This is a genomic window from Bradyrhizobium sp. USDA 4011 (genome assembly GCF_054063415.1).
This window is the reverse complement of record NZ_JBSSGG010000001.1, coordinates 449,573-462,860: the sequence shown is the minus strand read 5'-3', so window position 1 is coordinate 462,860 and position 13,288 is coordinate 449,573. Positions and strand designations below refer to the sequence as shown.

At 60.8% G+C, this 13,288-nt stretch carries 10 protein-coding genes; 7 read left to right on the top strand and 3 right to left on the bottom strand.

All coding sequences use genetic code 11. The annotated features are described in order from the left end of the window. Nucleotides 1-53 precede the first annotated feature (53 nt). Both ACVW1C_RS02300 and ACVW1C_RS02295 read left to right on the top strand, forming a co-directional pair. On the top strand, nt 54-542 hold the full coding sequence (locus ACVW1C_RS02300) for a hypothetical protein (protein ID WP_456756999.1): 489 nt from the start codon (nt 54-56) through the stop codon (nt 540-542). A 393-nt stretch (nt 543-935) separates the two neighbouring features. Then, the gene (locus ACVW1C_RS02295) at nt 936-1,340 is read left to right on the top strand and encodes a carboxymuconolactone decarboxylase family protein (protein WP_456756998.1); all 405 of its coding nucleotides are present in this window, start codon (nt 936-938) and stop codon (nt 1,338-1,340) included. 286 nt (nt 1,341-1,626) lie between these two features. On the opposite strand, the gene ACVW1C_RS02290 is transcribed toward ACVW1C_RS02295, so the two are convergent. Then, complete coding sequence (locus tag ACVW1C_RS02290) at nt 1,627-2,634, bottom strand: SDR family NAD(P)-dependent oxidoreductase (RefSeq protein ID WP_456756997.1); 1,008 nt, start codon at nt 2,632-2,634, stop codon at nt 1,627-1,629. A gap of 122 nt (nt 2,635-2,756) precedes the next feature. Between ACVW1C_RS02290 and ACVW1C_RS02285 the strand changes: the two genes are divergently transcribed. The 4 genes from ACVW1C_RS02285 (at nt 2,757) to ACVW1C_RS02270 (ending at nt 6,514) form a co-directional block, all read left to right on the top strand. Then, nucleotides 2,757-3,383 carry a TetR/AcrR family transcriptional regulator gene (locus ACVW1C_RS02285; protein ID WP_456756996.1) on the top strand — a complete coding sequence of 209 codons (627 nt, stop codon included), beginning with the start codon at nt 2,757-2,759 and terminating at the stop codon, nt 3,381-3,383. Continuing rightward, nucleotides 3,383-3,646 carry a lysozyme inhibitor LprI family protein gene (locus tag ACVW1C_RS02280; protein ID WP_456762980.1) on the top strand — a complete coding sequence of 88 codons (264 nt, stop codon included), beginning with the start codon at nt 3,383-3,385 and terminating at the stop codon, nt 3,644-3,646. Before ACVW1C_RS02285 ends, ACVW1C_RS02280 begins: the two co-directional genes overlap by 1 nt. A gap of 349 nt (nt 3,647-3,995) precedes the next feature. Next, a complete protein-coding gene (locus ACVW1C_RS02275) occupies nt 3,996-6,047 on the top strand; it encodes a Z1 domain-containing protein (protein WP_456756995.1) in 2,052 nt (683 codons plus the stop codon). Next, complete coding sequence (locus tag ACVW1C_RS02270; RefSeq protein ID WP_456756994.1) at nt 6,044-6,514, top strand: DUF559 domain-containing protein; 471 nt, start codon at nt 6,044-6,046, stop codon at nt 6,512-6,514. The genes ACVW1C_RS02275 and ACVW1C_RS02270 overlap by 4 nt, the downstream gene beginning before the upstream one ends. Here the strand turns inward: ACVW1C_RS02270 and ACVW1C_RS02265 are convergent. Next, nucleotides 6,435-7,532, bottom strand: coding sequence for a DNA cytosine methyltransferase (locus tag ACVW1C_RS02265; RefSeq protein ID WP_456756993.1), 1,098 nt, complete (start codon nt 7,530-7,532; stop codon nt 6,435-6,437). The genes ACVW1C_RS02270 and ACVW1C_RS02265 overlap by 80 nt on opposite strands. A 186-nt stretch (nt 7,533-7,718) precedes the next feature. Next, a complete protein-coding gene (locus tag ACVW1C_RS02260) occupies nt 7,719-11,495 on the bottom strand; it encodes a vitamin B12-dependent ribonucleotide reductase (RefSeq protein WP_456756992.1) in 3,777 nt (1,258 codons plus the stop codon). A gap of 829 nt (nt 11,496-12,324) precedes the next feature. On the opposite strand from ACVW1C_RS02260, the gene ACVW1C_RS02255 reads away from it, so the two are divergent. Next, nucleotides 12,325-13,218 (top strand): DMT family transporter, encoded by an 894-nt coding sequence (locus ACVW1C_RS02255; protein ID WP_456756991.1) that lies wholly within the window; start codon nt 12,325-12,327, stop codon nt 13,216-13,218. The last annotated feature ends 70 nt before the right edge of the window (nt 13,219-13,288 follow it).

Sequence of the window (13,288 nt, the reverse complement as noted above, 5' to 3'; positions counted from 1 at the left end):
GGCGCCTTTCACCGTTGTAGCTGTTAAGCGTTGCAACTGGGAGGAGGTCGTCCATGCGCCCGCGACTTATCGCTACATTCATGTGTTCTGCGCTCAGTTTCATTGCCTTCGCCGGAGTTGCGCGTTCAGAAACGATCGGGCGGTACGAATGCAACATTGTCGGAACACCAAATCCCGAGCCTTTGGGCGACCCTGCAGGTCACGGTCTATCGGGTTATCAATTCTCCTGCTTCGGCGTAGACGGCCTCCTCAAAGGGGCCGTTTATTCGGCGACCAACATCACGGAGTGGAATGGTCCGCAGGCAACGTACTTGTTGGCGGGTGGAATCCATCGCTCCGTCGGAGGATTCGCCGTAACACAGATGTTGGAGGGTACCGGGTCCGCTATCATGAAAGATGGCAAGCCCGTCGGCAGTACCGGCTCCGGAAAAGCGATCTTCAAGTTTGCATCGGGTACGCTGGCGGCACTATCCGGTAAGACTGTCAGCTTCACCAGTAAGTCGACAGGTCTCAACCGGTTCGAGCTCGATTTCGCGGACTGACCGGCAAAGAACACTTTGAGTGCGCGGCTACCGTCTCTTACCACGCACTCTCAAATGCGTGTCTTGTTCATCGCGACGGACAAGCCGTGAATTATCCCTCACAAGCTCGCTTCCGCTGTTGGCCCTTCGCGTCAGTCGGCGCAATGCAGCGACATGTCCGGAGTTGAGGGTAGACCAGAAATAGCTGGCCGACTGCAAAGACGACGCGATTGACCCAAGCGGATATGAGCGGCTCAGGATTGCTGCTGTGCAAACGCAGCGCTGAATCCCATTTCGCCGGTCGCATTTCCCTGCTCTAATCAGGTCGTTGCAAACCGCTGGCGTGGTTCTGAGCCACAGCCAATGCGGCGACTTTGATTGCTCGGCGCAAATTATACTTAAGGGAGATCAGTCATGAGAACCTTACTAGCGAGTGCCGGTCTAGCGCTGTTGTTGGCCTTGGCAACGGAACCAAGCGTCAGCGCTCAGGAGGCTCCTGAATATCTGAAGCAGACACTTCCCGAGCAGGTCCTGAAGCCGCATTGGGACGAACAGCTGGCTGTGATGAATCCCAAGGGAGCCTTGGACGCGAAAACCAAGCAACTCATAGCGCTCGGTGTGGCAGCCCAAATTCCGTGCGTCTATTGCGTTTACGGTCACACCAAATTGGCGAAAGCCACTGGCGCGACCGATGCTCAAATCAAGGAGGCCGTTGCAACCGCCGCGCTGGTCCGTTTCAACAGCACGATGCTGCAAGGCGCGGGTTACGACCTTCAGAAACTCCAACAGGAAGTCGATAGACTGACCGCATCGAAATAGCCTTGGCGAAGCGTGACCCGCCGCGACTGTTGCGAGCGAAATGGCGGATTACGCCTTCGGCTAATCCGCCCTACGCTTGCTTTGCCGTCGCGAGCCCCATGCCGCTGGTGCCGCCGATAATCACTGCTTCTTTATCTTGGTATCGTTCCATGTGGGCTCTCTCCTTGCGACGCTCGGGGCGCCTAGACGATTATGAACTATTTGGTAGGATAATTAGGCGTGGAGACTGCGGTCTAGGCTTCTCACAAGACCTGGGCCGTTCACGACCAAGTAGCTCCGCAGTCGCCTACGGATTCCGGTCACCGCGACCGACGCTCCTTCCGGACACCTCCCTCAGCCATTCCGGGTGAGACAAGTCGACGCCGGAGACATTGACGACGGCCTGCCACGCAGCTTCCTGGTTGTCACCATCGTGGAGGTGCGGCTGCAGCTGCGCCTCCATCGGGCCTGAGAACTTCCCTTGAGCCGAGGCGAAGAATTGCCCTGAGACGTCGGTTCCGAACTCCGACGCCTGGAGGTACCGACGGGCCGCGGTCTCCGGCGTCTGATTCATGCCGGGAATGAGGTTCACGATTGGAATCATCAGATACTTCAACAACGGGCCGGCGTTTCGCGCCACATTGGTGGCGTTCGCCGCACCGGGCGATACGGCGTACACGGCCATGCCGGCGGGCAACCGGCGCGCCAGCGCCGCGACCCACCAAGCAACAATGAGCTTCGCGTCGGCATACGCATTGTTGGGCGCGTACTTCACGTTCGGGCCGTTGCGAATAAGGGCTTCAACAGCGGCGGTTTGGTCGTCCTGGAAGTTTTTGGCCGCGAAGGCGGGCAAGTCCGTGTATTTGAACATGGGCACGCCCCCTCGGGCAGGCTCCGCGCTGGCGATAACGATCCGCGCCTTGGGGCTCAGCAGGTTGGCGCGAAGCAAGCCGACAGTCAGTTGATGATGGCCGATCAGCGGGGCCTGAGAAGCCTCGATGCCCGCCGCAGTGATCACGCGCGCCTTGCCAGGAACCATACCGGCATTGAGCAGCAGGAAATCAATCGACCGACCCCGCTGGACGAGCTCCGCGAGGGCGGACTGAACGCTGGGCGGCTTGTCCAGATCCAGCTCCAACGGGGTGAAGACCTTTCGTTTGGTCTCAGCCGCGAGTTGTGCGGCCGTTTCCCGGATCTGAGCCGCGCTGCGACCGGTGATGATGATCTCGCGCCATCCCTCTCCGGCGAGCAGGCGAGCGGCTGCATCGCCGAGCCCGGAAGTCGCGCCGGTGACGAGGGCGATCGAATGTTCCATAGGCGGCTCCGCGGTGAGGGGTAAGATCGAGGGAGCCCCGAGGTAGGGACCGCCTTGCTATTTTAGAACTGTTTGGTTATATATTCGTGCCCAAAGCTCCTGGTCAAGGAATTTCAAACTAAATGTTTCAAAAATCTGAGAGGCCCCGTGGACGCCCACGTAGCTTTGACGAGAGCGCCGCGCTGGAAAGGGCGACCCGGGTGTTCAGGTCGAAAGGCTACGACGGAACGACAATCGACGATCTCGTCGAAGGCATGGGTGTGGGACGGCCGAGCCTGTATTCCGTGTTCGGGGACAAGCGGACGATATTCCTGCGTGTCCTTCGCGCTTACGCAGAAGCAAAGGGCGCTCGCGCTGCGAAGGCGCTCTTCTCTCCGCCGGCTCTTCGCGACTCGCTCGTCGGCTTCTTGAGGCACGCGGCAGAAAGTGCGACCGAGGAAGGATCGGCCCCAGGATGTCTTCTGGTGTGCGTCGCGCCCCTCGTAGACGACGCTGAGGTCAGGCAGTTCCTGAAGGACGCCGTCGCTGGCGGCGTGGCGCTAGTGAAACGCCGTCTCTGCGACGGAATCAGCGCAGGAGAAATCCCATCCGACTTTCCCGTAGCCGTGCGCGCGAGCCAGGTCCTCGACCTGTCGCGCGGTCTGACCATGCGTGCGCAGATGGGCACGCCGCGCAAGGAGCTCCTCAAGGACGCCGAGGAAGCGGCCGACTTGGTGCTCCTGCCGCGGGGGAGAAATCCAGAACGTTGATGCCGATGGTGAAAATCCACAAATGGGAGACCAGGCTCAACACTGCTTATCGAGCGCTTCTCGCCAGCTCGAAGGGCGACGCGCACGCGCAGTTGCTGACCGAGCAGCGCGCCTGGCTGAAGCATCATCTCAGCGAAACCCATCGCCTCGCCGCGGACCCCAACAACGGGTCCGTCGCGTTCCTCGACTCCCAGGCGTTCGAATTGAATGACATCACCGACCGCACGCTGGTTCTTGAAAGGCGCGCGCACGGCTCGCGGTAGACTCTACCGTTTTTGATCGTCAGCGAGGTGGCGGGCAAGTGACTTGTCCGCCGTAGCCCATTGAGCGAAGGTGGAAGCGTAACCCGCCGCGGCTATTCCTAGCGAAACGGCGGATTGCGATTTCGGCTAATTCGGCCTGCGCTTGCTGCCCTCATCCTGTACTAGGTTGCTTCTAGCCCTGTCTCGTTACGCACAAGAATTCGCCCAGAGGTGGTCACTCCGAACGTAGGTTGTGCTATCAGTTTTCGTTCAAGTGCTCTTTTGAGGAATTGCAATGCCGATTGAACGCGCAGGCCCCGTCACTGCAGGTACCAGGCGGAACCTCATCCAAGGGCTTCGTGGACGTGCCATGTCCGAAGCGGCGGTAGATGCTTCACTTAGTCAATCTGTTACTTTCGCAGAGAAGCTGATCGATTTGTATGGGAATACCGTGGCCCAAGGAGAAGTTGGTCCGGGCGGAAGCGGTCGCGCATCCGATGAGCCCATTCTCGGCGACAGGCGCGAAGGTGTTCTCCTGTACGGACGTGTTCAATCAGGGAAAACGGCGGCAATGGTGCTGACGGCCGCACTCTGTGTGGACAATGGCTTTAGAGTCATTGTGGTGCTGACCACGGACAACGTGGCCCTAGTCGAGCAAACTGCTAGACGCTTCAAGGCCGTTGACGGACCTCGCGTTTTCTCGACGATTGCGAGCGACGGCTATGAATGGGAAGGCCAAGAGGACGAACTGCGGGAGGATATTGCTACTGAGGGTCTTATCCTCGTGTGCGCAAAAAATGACCTACATCTTTCGCGCGTGATAGCTTTTCTTCAAAGCATAGATGCACCCGCCTACCCAACGCTTGTTTTCGATGACGAAGCTGATGCTGCGACGCCGGATACTACCATTCAGGCACGGACGTCCGGTCGTGCGAACGCTCCGGAATTCCCTAGCACAATAAATCGACGGGTCATTGAGAACCAAAAGCCTGGGCAGGAAGGAGAATCTATTGGTGAGATATTCCCACACCAGCTGTACGTGCAGGTAACGGCGACGCCGTATATATTTTTTCTTCAGCGCGGGTCATCGGCCATACGGCCAAGTGAAACACTCCTGCTTGAACCCGGGGACGGGTATTGCGGAGGCGAAGTATTCTTTGATTCATTTGACCCCAATGCACTAACTCCACCGGAACCGCCCCTCGTCTTGGTTGGGGACAACGAACTGCGAGCGATAAGCAGGAGGAGGGTCCCGCCAGGGCTTGCCGCTTCCATCGATTTCTTCCTACTTGCGGCAGTTGCGAAGGCCTTGAGGTCCGGCTGGCCGGCTGAAGGATTCAATCACCTTTCGCATCCGAGTGCGAGCATCGCGGAGCACACGCTCGTTGCCAACCACATAGAGAAGCACGTTGGCTACGTGCGACGTGAGTTGCGGCAGGATCGTCCGGCCGCATTGGTGCGGTTGGCGACCGCATACTCGGAACTTCAACGGACAGTGGCAGACGTGCCTGCTCTTGATGAGTTGGCCGACGAGCTAAGCGATGCCATCCGCCAAGCGGAGGTAATTCGCATCAATTCTGTGGCCGCTGCTCTGAGGCCCGGCCCGAGGCTCAACTTTCTAGTCGGAGGAAATATCCTAGGGCGCGGACTCACGATCGATGATCTTTTGGTCACGTACTACGTCCGGCAAGCACGGACATCGCAGATGGATACTGTGTGGCAGCATGCACGTATGTATGGCTATAGACGTCCTTTGCTTGGCTATACCCGGGTGTATCTTCCTCGCTCTGTGGCGACGATTTTTAAGGGCATTCACGACGCAGAGGTTGCTCTGCGTGAGTTGGTCAGTCGTGATGGCGCCGCTGCTGATCCAGTGATCATGTTGCCGGCGAGGGCACGCGCGACACGAAAGAACGCCGTTGAATCAGAGTTTCCCCGAGTAATCAACGCAGGCATCGCTCAGTTTGCGCCACGAGGAGTAGTTACCGACCCGGTGGTCGCTGCAAGCGTTCGCGACCGCCTTGTCCGACTTCAAGTGCCGCTCGACGAGACAATTCGCGAGAATCGCCTGACTCAGATTCCTTTGGATGAATTTCTAGATATGATTGGAGAAGTTCCGATCGACGAAAGCGATTCTGGCAAATGGACTCCGGAGGTTGCAGCCGCGGTCGTCGAGACGTACAGAACTCAGTTTCAAGAGAGAGGTTCATCCGGACTTGTCTATGTGCGCGAATTGGAGGGGAGCGAAGAGCGAGAGCGAGCTCGCCTTTCCGGTCCGGAAGTAACGCTCATCCGACGGAGGGCGGACGGGTTGCCTGCTCTGGTTCTGATGTGGACTGGCACTGCAGCGCAGCCGAATGGTTGGTATCCCACGCTGGTGATGCCAGCGGATAGCAAAGCATACATATTTCCACCCGAATGATGAAATCTTACGTTCCGTTGGCTTCAGTGTCTGCACGTATGCGCGCCGTCCGCGGGCGCGGTACAAAATGTGAGCTTGCATTGGAAGCCGCGTTGCGGAGACGTCGCCTCGCAGTTGTCGCCCAGGTACCTGTTTTCGGGTGCACCCCCGATCTTGTCGTTCGAGGCGTCCGGCTCGCGATATTCGTTGACGGCGATTTTTGGCATGGACGCAAAGCCTTGGATGAAGGGTCCAAGGCGTTTCGCGCGAGCTTTCGGGGGGACTCAAGGCAATTCTGGATAGAGAAGATTCAACGAAATATTCGCCGCGACGCACGTCAAGCGAATGCCCTGAGGCGTCGAGGTTGGAGTGTGGTGCGTGTGTGGGAGCGCGATGTGCTAAGGGACATCAACGGCGTCGCGGAACTTGTTTTGGCACGCGTCGGGAGGAGGCGGGCTGCTTTGAAACGTCGGCGAGGTGCTTCTTGATCGTCCGAGCAATGACCCGGCTCAACTTTACTGGAACGGCGTTTCCAATCTGACGAGCGAGCCAGAGACCAACTATGGGGTCTTTGGGGGCGACGAACCGAAAGCTTTTTGGAAAAGTTTGGAGCAACGCTGCTTCGCGAATTGATATGGCGCGGTCCTGCTCCGGGTGACCGAACCTGCCGTTTCCGATTCCGAGGCACTGAGTAGTTATGACTGGTGAGGGAGAATCCCAACTCATGCGACCGTAAACGCTTCGAAAGGATTCTCCGCCAACCTTCTTATGGCACGCGAGTTGCAAATCCGAGTCCCAGTCCCTCCAGCTTCCTCCCTCGACCGTTGATTGCAAGCGCTTCATGTTGGTAGGTGTGAGTCTCCGGGTGATGTGTAGTCGATCACCGCGGCAAGGCTCGCCCGCCTTGATTCTCGGCAAGTTTCCTATGGCATCCCGGACCGTCAGGGGACGATTAAGATGAGTGGGAGAGGGCAGCGTTACCTTTCCGAAGCGAGAAGCTATCAAAACGAGTCGAGAGCGGCGTTGGGGGACACCGTAGTGATCAGCCCGCACTCGCTGAAAAGTTACGTGGTAACCACTATTCTCGATCTCCTCTATGAACGCTTGGAACACCTTATGCCGCGCTAGTTGCGGAACGTTCTCCATCGAGATTACGTCAGGTTTGGTGAGCCTCGCGATCCTTGAGAATTCGGTAAGGAGCGCCCATTTGTCGTCAGCGCGCCGGGCTTTCCTGTAACGACCAGAGTAAAGCGAGAATGGTGTGCAGGGGGCGCAACCAATCAAAACGCGATAGTCGCTTTCCCTTGATTCGAATATTCTACCGATCTCGGCCCCTGATAGACGAGTAATATCCATTCCGAGGAAGTCAGCGCCGATGTTTGTTTCGTAGGCGTACTGACAAGTAACGTCTGAATCGACGCCTGCGATGACGTCGAAGCCCTCATTCTTGAAGCCAAGACTGAGGCCACCAACTCCGCAAAATAGATCTACGACGCCGATCTGCATCTGTTGCAAGCCCTGTACCTGACAATCAGAGATTATTCGCGCGTTTGACAGTCTGCAGTCAACTCTCAGCGTGCGATTGTTTTGCTATTTTCAATTGCTGCTTGCGCCCAAGCGAGTTGGTTGGACAGAGAGAAGGCCGCTCTTTCGAGCGGCCTTTGTGTCGTCCGTCGTCGGTACTCGATCACTTCACGAACACCCCGTCGTGCTGCCGCAAGTATCGCACTTCATGCAGGTGCCATTCCGCACCAGCGTGAAGTTGCCGCACTCCGAGCACATCTCGCCTTCGTAGCCCTTGGCTTTCGCTTCGGCGCGACGCTCGGCCTTGGACGGGGCGGCGGCTGCGGCGGTGCCGGGCTTGCTCCAGTTCAGGGCCTCGAGCTTCTCGGTCGGCGAGAGGTCGTGGCTGACCTCCTGTTTCAGGGCGACCGCGCCTTCGATGGTGTCGGAGGCGCCGCGGGCGCTGGCGCCGTGCGAGGCCAGCGACGTGACGCGGCTGCCGCCGGCGGGGGCGTTGTCGGCGCTCGCGCTCACCGCGGCCGAGCCGCCGCGCATGACGACGAGGTTGTCGGTGCGCGAACGAGTCAGGCCCTTCGAGACGTACTTCGTCGCCTGGTGCTGGGCGGGGGCCTCATCCGGCTCCTTGCCTTCCTCGACGCCCTTGCCGAGCGCGTCGAAGCCGGACTCGTTCGGATCGACATGGGCGAGGTCGAAGCGGCTCATATAGCTCACCGCGAGCTCGCGGAAGACATAGTCGAGGATCGAGGTCGCGTACTTGATCGAGTCGTTGCCCTGCACCGGACCCGCGGGCTCGAAGCGGGTGAAGGTGAAGGCGTCGACATATTCTTCCAGCGGCACGCCGTATTGCAGACCCAGGGACACTGCGATCGCAAAATTGTTGATGAAGGAGCGCAGCGCCGCGCCTTCCTTGTGCATGTCGATGAAGATCTCGCCGAGCCGGCCGTCGTCATATTCGCCGGTGCGCAGGTAGACCTTGTGGCCGCCGACAACAGCCTTCTGGGTGTAGCCCTTGCGGCGATCCGGCATCTTCTCGCGCTCGCGCATCACGATGATGCGCTCGACCAGCTTCTCGACGATCTTCTCCGAGACCTGGGCGGCGCGCGCCGCCATCGGCTTCTCGTAGAGCGCTTCCACCGCATCGTCCTCGTCCTCATCGTCGGCGATGAGCTGCGAGTTGAGCGGCTGCGACAGTTTCGAGCCGTCGCGGTACAGCGCGTTGGCCTTCAGCGCCAGCTTCCACGACAAGAGGTAGGCGGACTTGCAGTCCTCCACCGTGGCGTCGTTGGGCATGTTGATGGTCTTGGAGATCGCGCCGGAGATGAACGGTTGCGACGCCGCCATCATCCGGATGTGGCTCTCGACCGAGAGGTAGCGTTTTCCAATTTTGCCGCAGGGATTGGCACAGTCGAACACCGGGTAGTGCTCGGCCTTGAGGTGCGGGGCACCTTCGACCGTCATCGCGCCGCAGATGTGGACGTTGGCGGCCTCGATCTCGCGCTTGGTGAAGCCAACGGCCGCGAGCAGATCGAAGCCCGGCGCGGCAATCGCTTCCGCGCCGATGCCGAGCGTGTCGCGGATGAAGTCCTCGCCGAAGGTCCACTTGTTGAAGGCGAACTTGATGTCGAACGCGGTCGGCAGCGCCTTTTCCACCTTGGCAATGGCTTCATCGGTGAAGCCCTTTGCCTTGAGGGTGGAGGCATTGATGCCAGGCGCATTGGACAGCGAGCCGTGGCCGACGGCGTAGGCCTCGATCTCGGCGATCTCGCTCTCGCGATAGCCGAGCGCGCGCAAGGCCGCCGGCACCGCCTGGTTGATGATCTTGAAGTAGCCGCCGCCGGCGAGCTTCTTGAACTTCACCAGCGCGAAATCAGGCTCGATGCCGGTGGTGTCGCAATCCATCACCAGGCCGATGGTGCCAGTCGGCGCCACCACCGTCACTTGCGCGTTGCGATAGCCGTTGACCTCGCCGAGCGCCAGCGCATCGTCCCACGCCAGCTTGGCATGCGCGACGATGTCGGCCTGCGGGCAGGAGTCGTGGTCGAGCGCCACCGGATTGACGGCGAGCGCCTCATAGCCGCGGCTTTCGCCGTGCGCGGCGCGGCGGTGGTTGCGGATCACGCGCAGCATGTGGGCGGCGTTCTTCTTGTAGCCCGGGAAGGTGCCGAGCTCGGCCGCCATCTCGGCCGAGGTCTTGTAGGAGATGCCGGTCATGACCGCAGACAGCGCGCCGCAGAGCGAACGGCCTTCGTTGCTGTCGTAGGGCAGGCCCATGGTCATCAGGAGGCCGCCGATATTGGCGAAGCCGAGGCCGAGGGTGCGGAACTCGTAGGAGAGCTCGGCGATCGCCTTCGACGGGAACTGGGCCATCATGACGGAGATTTCGAGCACGATGGTCCAGAGCCGGCAGAGATGCTCGTAGGACTCGATGTCGAACCGCTTGGTGGTCGTGCTGTAGAACGTCAGCAAATTGGCGGAGGCGAGGTTGCACGCCGTGTCGTCCAGGAACATGTATTCCGAGCACGGATTGGAGGCGCGGATGTCGCCGGACGCCTTGCAGGTGTGCCAGTCGTTCATCGTGGTGTTGAAGTGCAGGCCGGGATCGGCGGAGGCCCAGGCGGCGTAACCGATCTTCTCCCAGAGGTCGCGCGCCTTCAGCGTCTTCGTGATCTTCCTGGTGGTGCGGCCGATCAGGTTCCAGTCGCCGTCGGTCTCGACCGCGCGCAGGAAGTCATCCTTCAGCGATACCGAGTTGTTGGAGTTCTGGCCGGAGACGGTGAGGTAGGCTTCCGAATCCCAGTCGGTGTCGTAGATGTCGAACTGGATGTCCTTGTAGCCCTGCTTGGCGAACTGGATGACGCGCTTGATGTAGTTGTCGGGCACGAGGTTGCGGCGCGCGAGCTTGATCTCGCGGCGCAGCGCCGGGTTCTTCTCGGGATCGAAGCAGTCGTCGCCACTGCCTTCGCAGTTCACGCAGGCCTTCATCACGGCCTTGAGATGCTTCTGGTTGATCTTGGAGCCGGTGACGAGGGCGGCGACCTTCTGCTCCTCCTTCACCTTCCAGTCGATATAGGTCTCGATGTCGGGGTGATCGGCATCGACCACGACCATCTTGGCGGCGCGGCGGGTGGTGCCGCCCGACTTGATCGCGCCCGCGGCACGGTCGCCGATCTTGAGGAAGCTCATCAGGCCGGACGAGCGGCCGCCGCCGGACAGCTTTTCGCCTTCGCCGCGCAGGCTCGAGAAGTTGGAGCCGGTGCCGGAGCCATACTTGAACAGGCGCGCCTCGCGCACCCAGAGGTCCATGATGCCGCCCTCGTTGACGAGGTCGTCGCCGACGCCCTGGATGAAGCAGGCATGCGGCTGCGGATGCTCATAGGCCGACTTCGATTTTGTCAGCTTGCCGGTCTTCCAGTCGACGTAGTAATGCCCTTGGCCGGGGCCATCGACGCCATAAGCCCAGTGCAGGCCGGTGTTGAACCACTGCGGCGAGTTCGGCGCGACCATCTGCTTGGCGAGCTGGAAGCGGAGCTCGTCGAAGAAGGCGAGGGCGTCTTCCTCAGTGGAGAAGTAGCCGCCCTTCCAGCCCCAATAGGTCCAGCAGCCGGCGAGGCGATCGAACACCTGTTTTGCGCTGGTCTCGCCGACGATGCGCTCGTTCTCGGGCAGGGTGGCCAGCGCCTCGGTGTCCGGCACCGAACGCCACAGCCAGGACGGCACGGTCTCTTCCTCGACCTTCTTCAGGCGCGCGGCGACGCCGGCTTTACGGAAATACTTCTGCGCCAGCACGTCGGAGGCGACCTGCGACCAGAACTCCGGAACCTCGACGTTCTCGGCACGGAACACGACCGAGCCGTCCGGGTTGCGGATCTCAGATGTGGTCAGGCGGAAATTGATCCCGGCATAGGGGGATTGTCCGCTGGTGGTGTTGCGTCGTTCGATTCGCATGGTCGAGCCCCGTCTCTTCTTCTGCCCGGCCCCACGTTTTTCGCAGGTGCCGGAATGTTATCTGTTCGCGGACTCCAGGAAAGCGCGTCAGCACGCCTCCCGTCATCCGCAGCTCAGCCGGTGGATCCGGCCTGTTTCTCTCATCCGCTCGGCGCCGGTTTGACCCGGCCCTGGCGGCGGCACGATCCCGGCGCGGACACCGATGTTTCGGGTCCTCGGGTCATGCATTCAACGCCCCAAACGCTCACGCGACACGTCACGCGTACGCTCTTCAAGGGCCGGTTACGGCCTCTGTTTCCGGGTCCTTCTCGACCCGTTCTGTCGTCCCGAACCTGGCCCAAAGGACTCGGCCCAAAATCAGGGCAGCCAAGCCCTTCACCCGCGGCCCGAAGGCCTGGCGGAGTGGTCATTTTGGAACCCTTGTGGGAGCGACCGGCGGGGACCCAAACACACTCGCGCCGAACAGGTTGAAAGCTAGGCCATGTCCGTTGCGCCCGTCAAGGACTAGTACGAGTTTCTGAATCAAACACTAAATATGGTGGAAGGAGGGGGATAACAGGGGTCAGTGCCGCGCCTGTGATCGAGCCAACTATCGGTGAGTCCTCAGGGATTCCCAAGCCAAAAAAATTCGCTCCGCCTGTGGATTGGAGTTTCGCCCCGCTGTTCACAGGCGAAGTTTTTATTCGCGCTGGCGGATTGAATTTTGGGGACTCACGTAGCCCTACGGGCAAAGTAAGGATCAGGCATGTCAGAGGCGTGATGGTCGGGCGACAAAATCGCGGGCAAGCTGCGGCCGACTCACATCCTCTTCACACCCTTGCCGGGTTCCATGACAGACCAGAAGCCTCAAGCGCGGCCGCGCCTTGCGCCCGCCGGCCTGATGTTCCTCGCCATCACCTCGGTGGGCTGGGGGTTCAACTGGCCATCCACCAAGTTCCTGCTCGGCGAGCTGCCGCCGCTGACCCTGCGCGGCATCACCGGCGTGATCGGCGCCGTGCTGCTGGCGGTGCTGGCGCTGCTCCGCGCCCAGAGCCTGCATGTCGAGGCAAGGCTGTGGCCGCGTCTCGTGCTCTATGCGGCGCTCAACGTCTCCGGCTGGATGGTGCTGATGGGGCTCGCGCTGTTGTGGCTGCCGGCGAGCGAGACCGCATTGATCGCCTACACCATGCCGGTCTGGGCCTCGCTGCTGGCCTGGCCGGTGCTCGGCGAGCGGCCGACGTGGCTGCGGACCATCGCGCTGGTGATGGCATTCGCGGGGCTTGCCGCGATCATGGGCGGCAACGGGATTTCCGCGAGCAAGGACAAGCTGCCGGGGATCATCATGGCGCTCGGCGGCGCGTTCGGCTTTGCGCTCGGCACGGTGCTGGCGAAGAAATATCCGCTGGTGATGCCGCCGATCCCGGCCGCGGCCTGGCAGATCGGGCTCGGCTGCGTGCCGATCGCGATCATCGGCCTCCTGATCGAGACCACGCATCTCGATCGCGTCACGACGGTCGGCTGGTGGCTGCTGGCCTATTCGACGCTGATCCAGTTCTGCGTCGCCTATGTCGCGTGGTTCGCCGCGCTCGCCCGGCTGCCGGCCTCGGTGGCGGCGATCGGCACCATGGCGGTGCCTGTCATCGGCGTGATTGCCTCCGCCGTCGCGCTGCACGAGCCGCTCGGGCCGACCCAGATCACAGCACTGCTGTTCACGCTGGCCGGCGTCGCGCTGGCGACGAGGTAGTGGCGGCGCGCTCTTGGTGTCTCCCTCTCCCCGTTCTTCACGGGGAGAGGGTCGGGGTGAGGGCTCCATC

What these genes read in the sequence shown, in the direction of transcription:
- ACVW1C_RS02260 (WP_456756992.1), bottom strand. Translation starts at nt 11,495, where the DNA reads ATGCGAATCGAACGACGCAACACCACCAGCGGACAATCCCCCTATGCC.
- ACVW1C_RS02270 (WP_456756994.1), top strand. Translation starts at nt 6,044, where the DNA reads ATGATGAAATCTTACGTTCCGTTGGCTTCAGTGTCTGCACGTATGCGC.
- ACVW1C_RS02285 (WP_456756996.1), top strand. Translation starts at nt 2,757, where the DNA reads ATGTTTCAAAAATCTGAGAGGCCCCGTGGACGCCCACGTAGCTTTGAC.
- ACVW1C_RS02265 (WP_456756993.1), bottom strand. Translation starts at nt 7,532, where the DNA reads ATGCAGATCGGCGTCGTAGATCTATTTTGCGGAGTTGGTGGCCTCAGT.
- ACVW1C_RS02290 (WP_456756997.1), bottom strand. Translation starts at nt 2,634, where the DNA reads ATGGAACATTCGATCGCCCTCGTCACCGGCGCGACTTCCGGGCTCGGC.
- ACVW1C_RS02275 (WP_456756995.1), top strand. Translation starts at nt 3,996, where the DNA reads ATGTCCGAAGCGGCGGTAGATGCTTCACTTAGTCAATCTGTTACTTTC.
- ACVW1C_RS02280 (WP_456762980.1), top strand. Translation starts at nt 3,383, where the DNA reads ATGCCGATGGTGAAAATCCACAAATGGGAGACCAGGCTCAACACTGCT.
- ACVW1C_RS02300 (WP_456756999.1), top strand. Translation starts at nt 54, where the DNA reads ATGCGCCCGCGACTTATCGCTACATTCATGTGTTCTGCGCTCAGTTTC.
- ACVW1C_RS02295 (WP_456756998.1), top strand. Translation starts at nt 936, where the DNA reads ATGAGAACCTTACTAGCGAGTGCCGGTCTAGCGCTGTTGTTGGCCTTG.
- ACVW1C_RS02255 (WP_456756991.1), top strand. Translation starts at nt 12,325, where the DNA reads ATGACAGACCAGAAGCCTCAAGCGCGGCCGCGCCTTGCGCCCGCCGGC.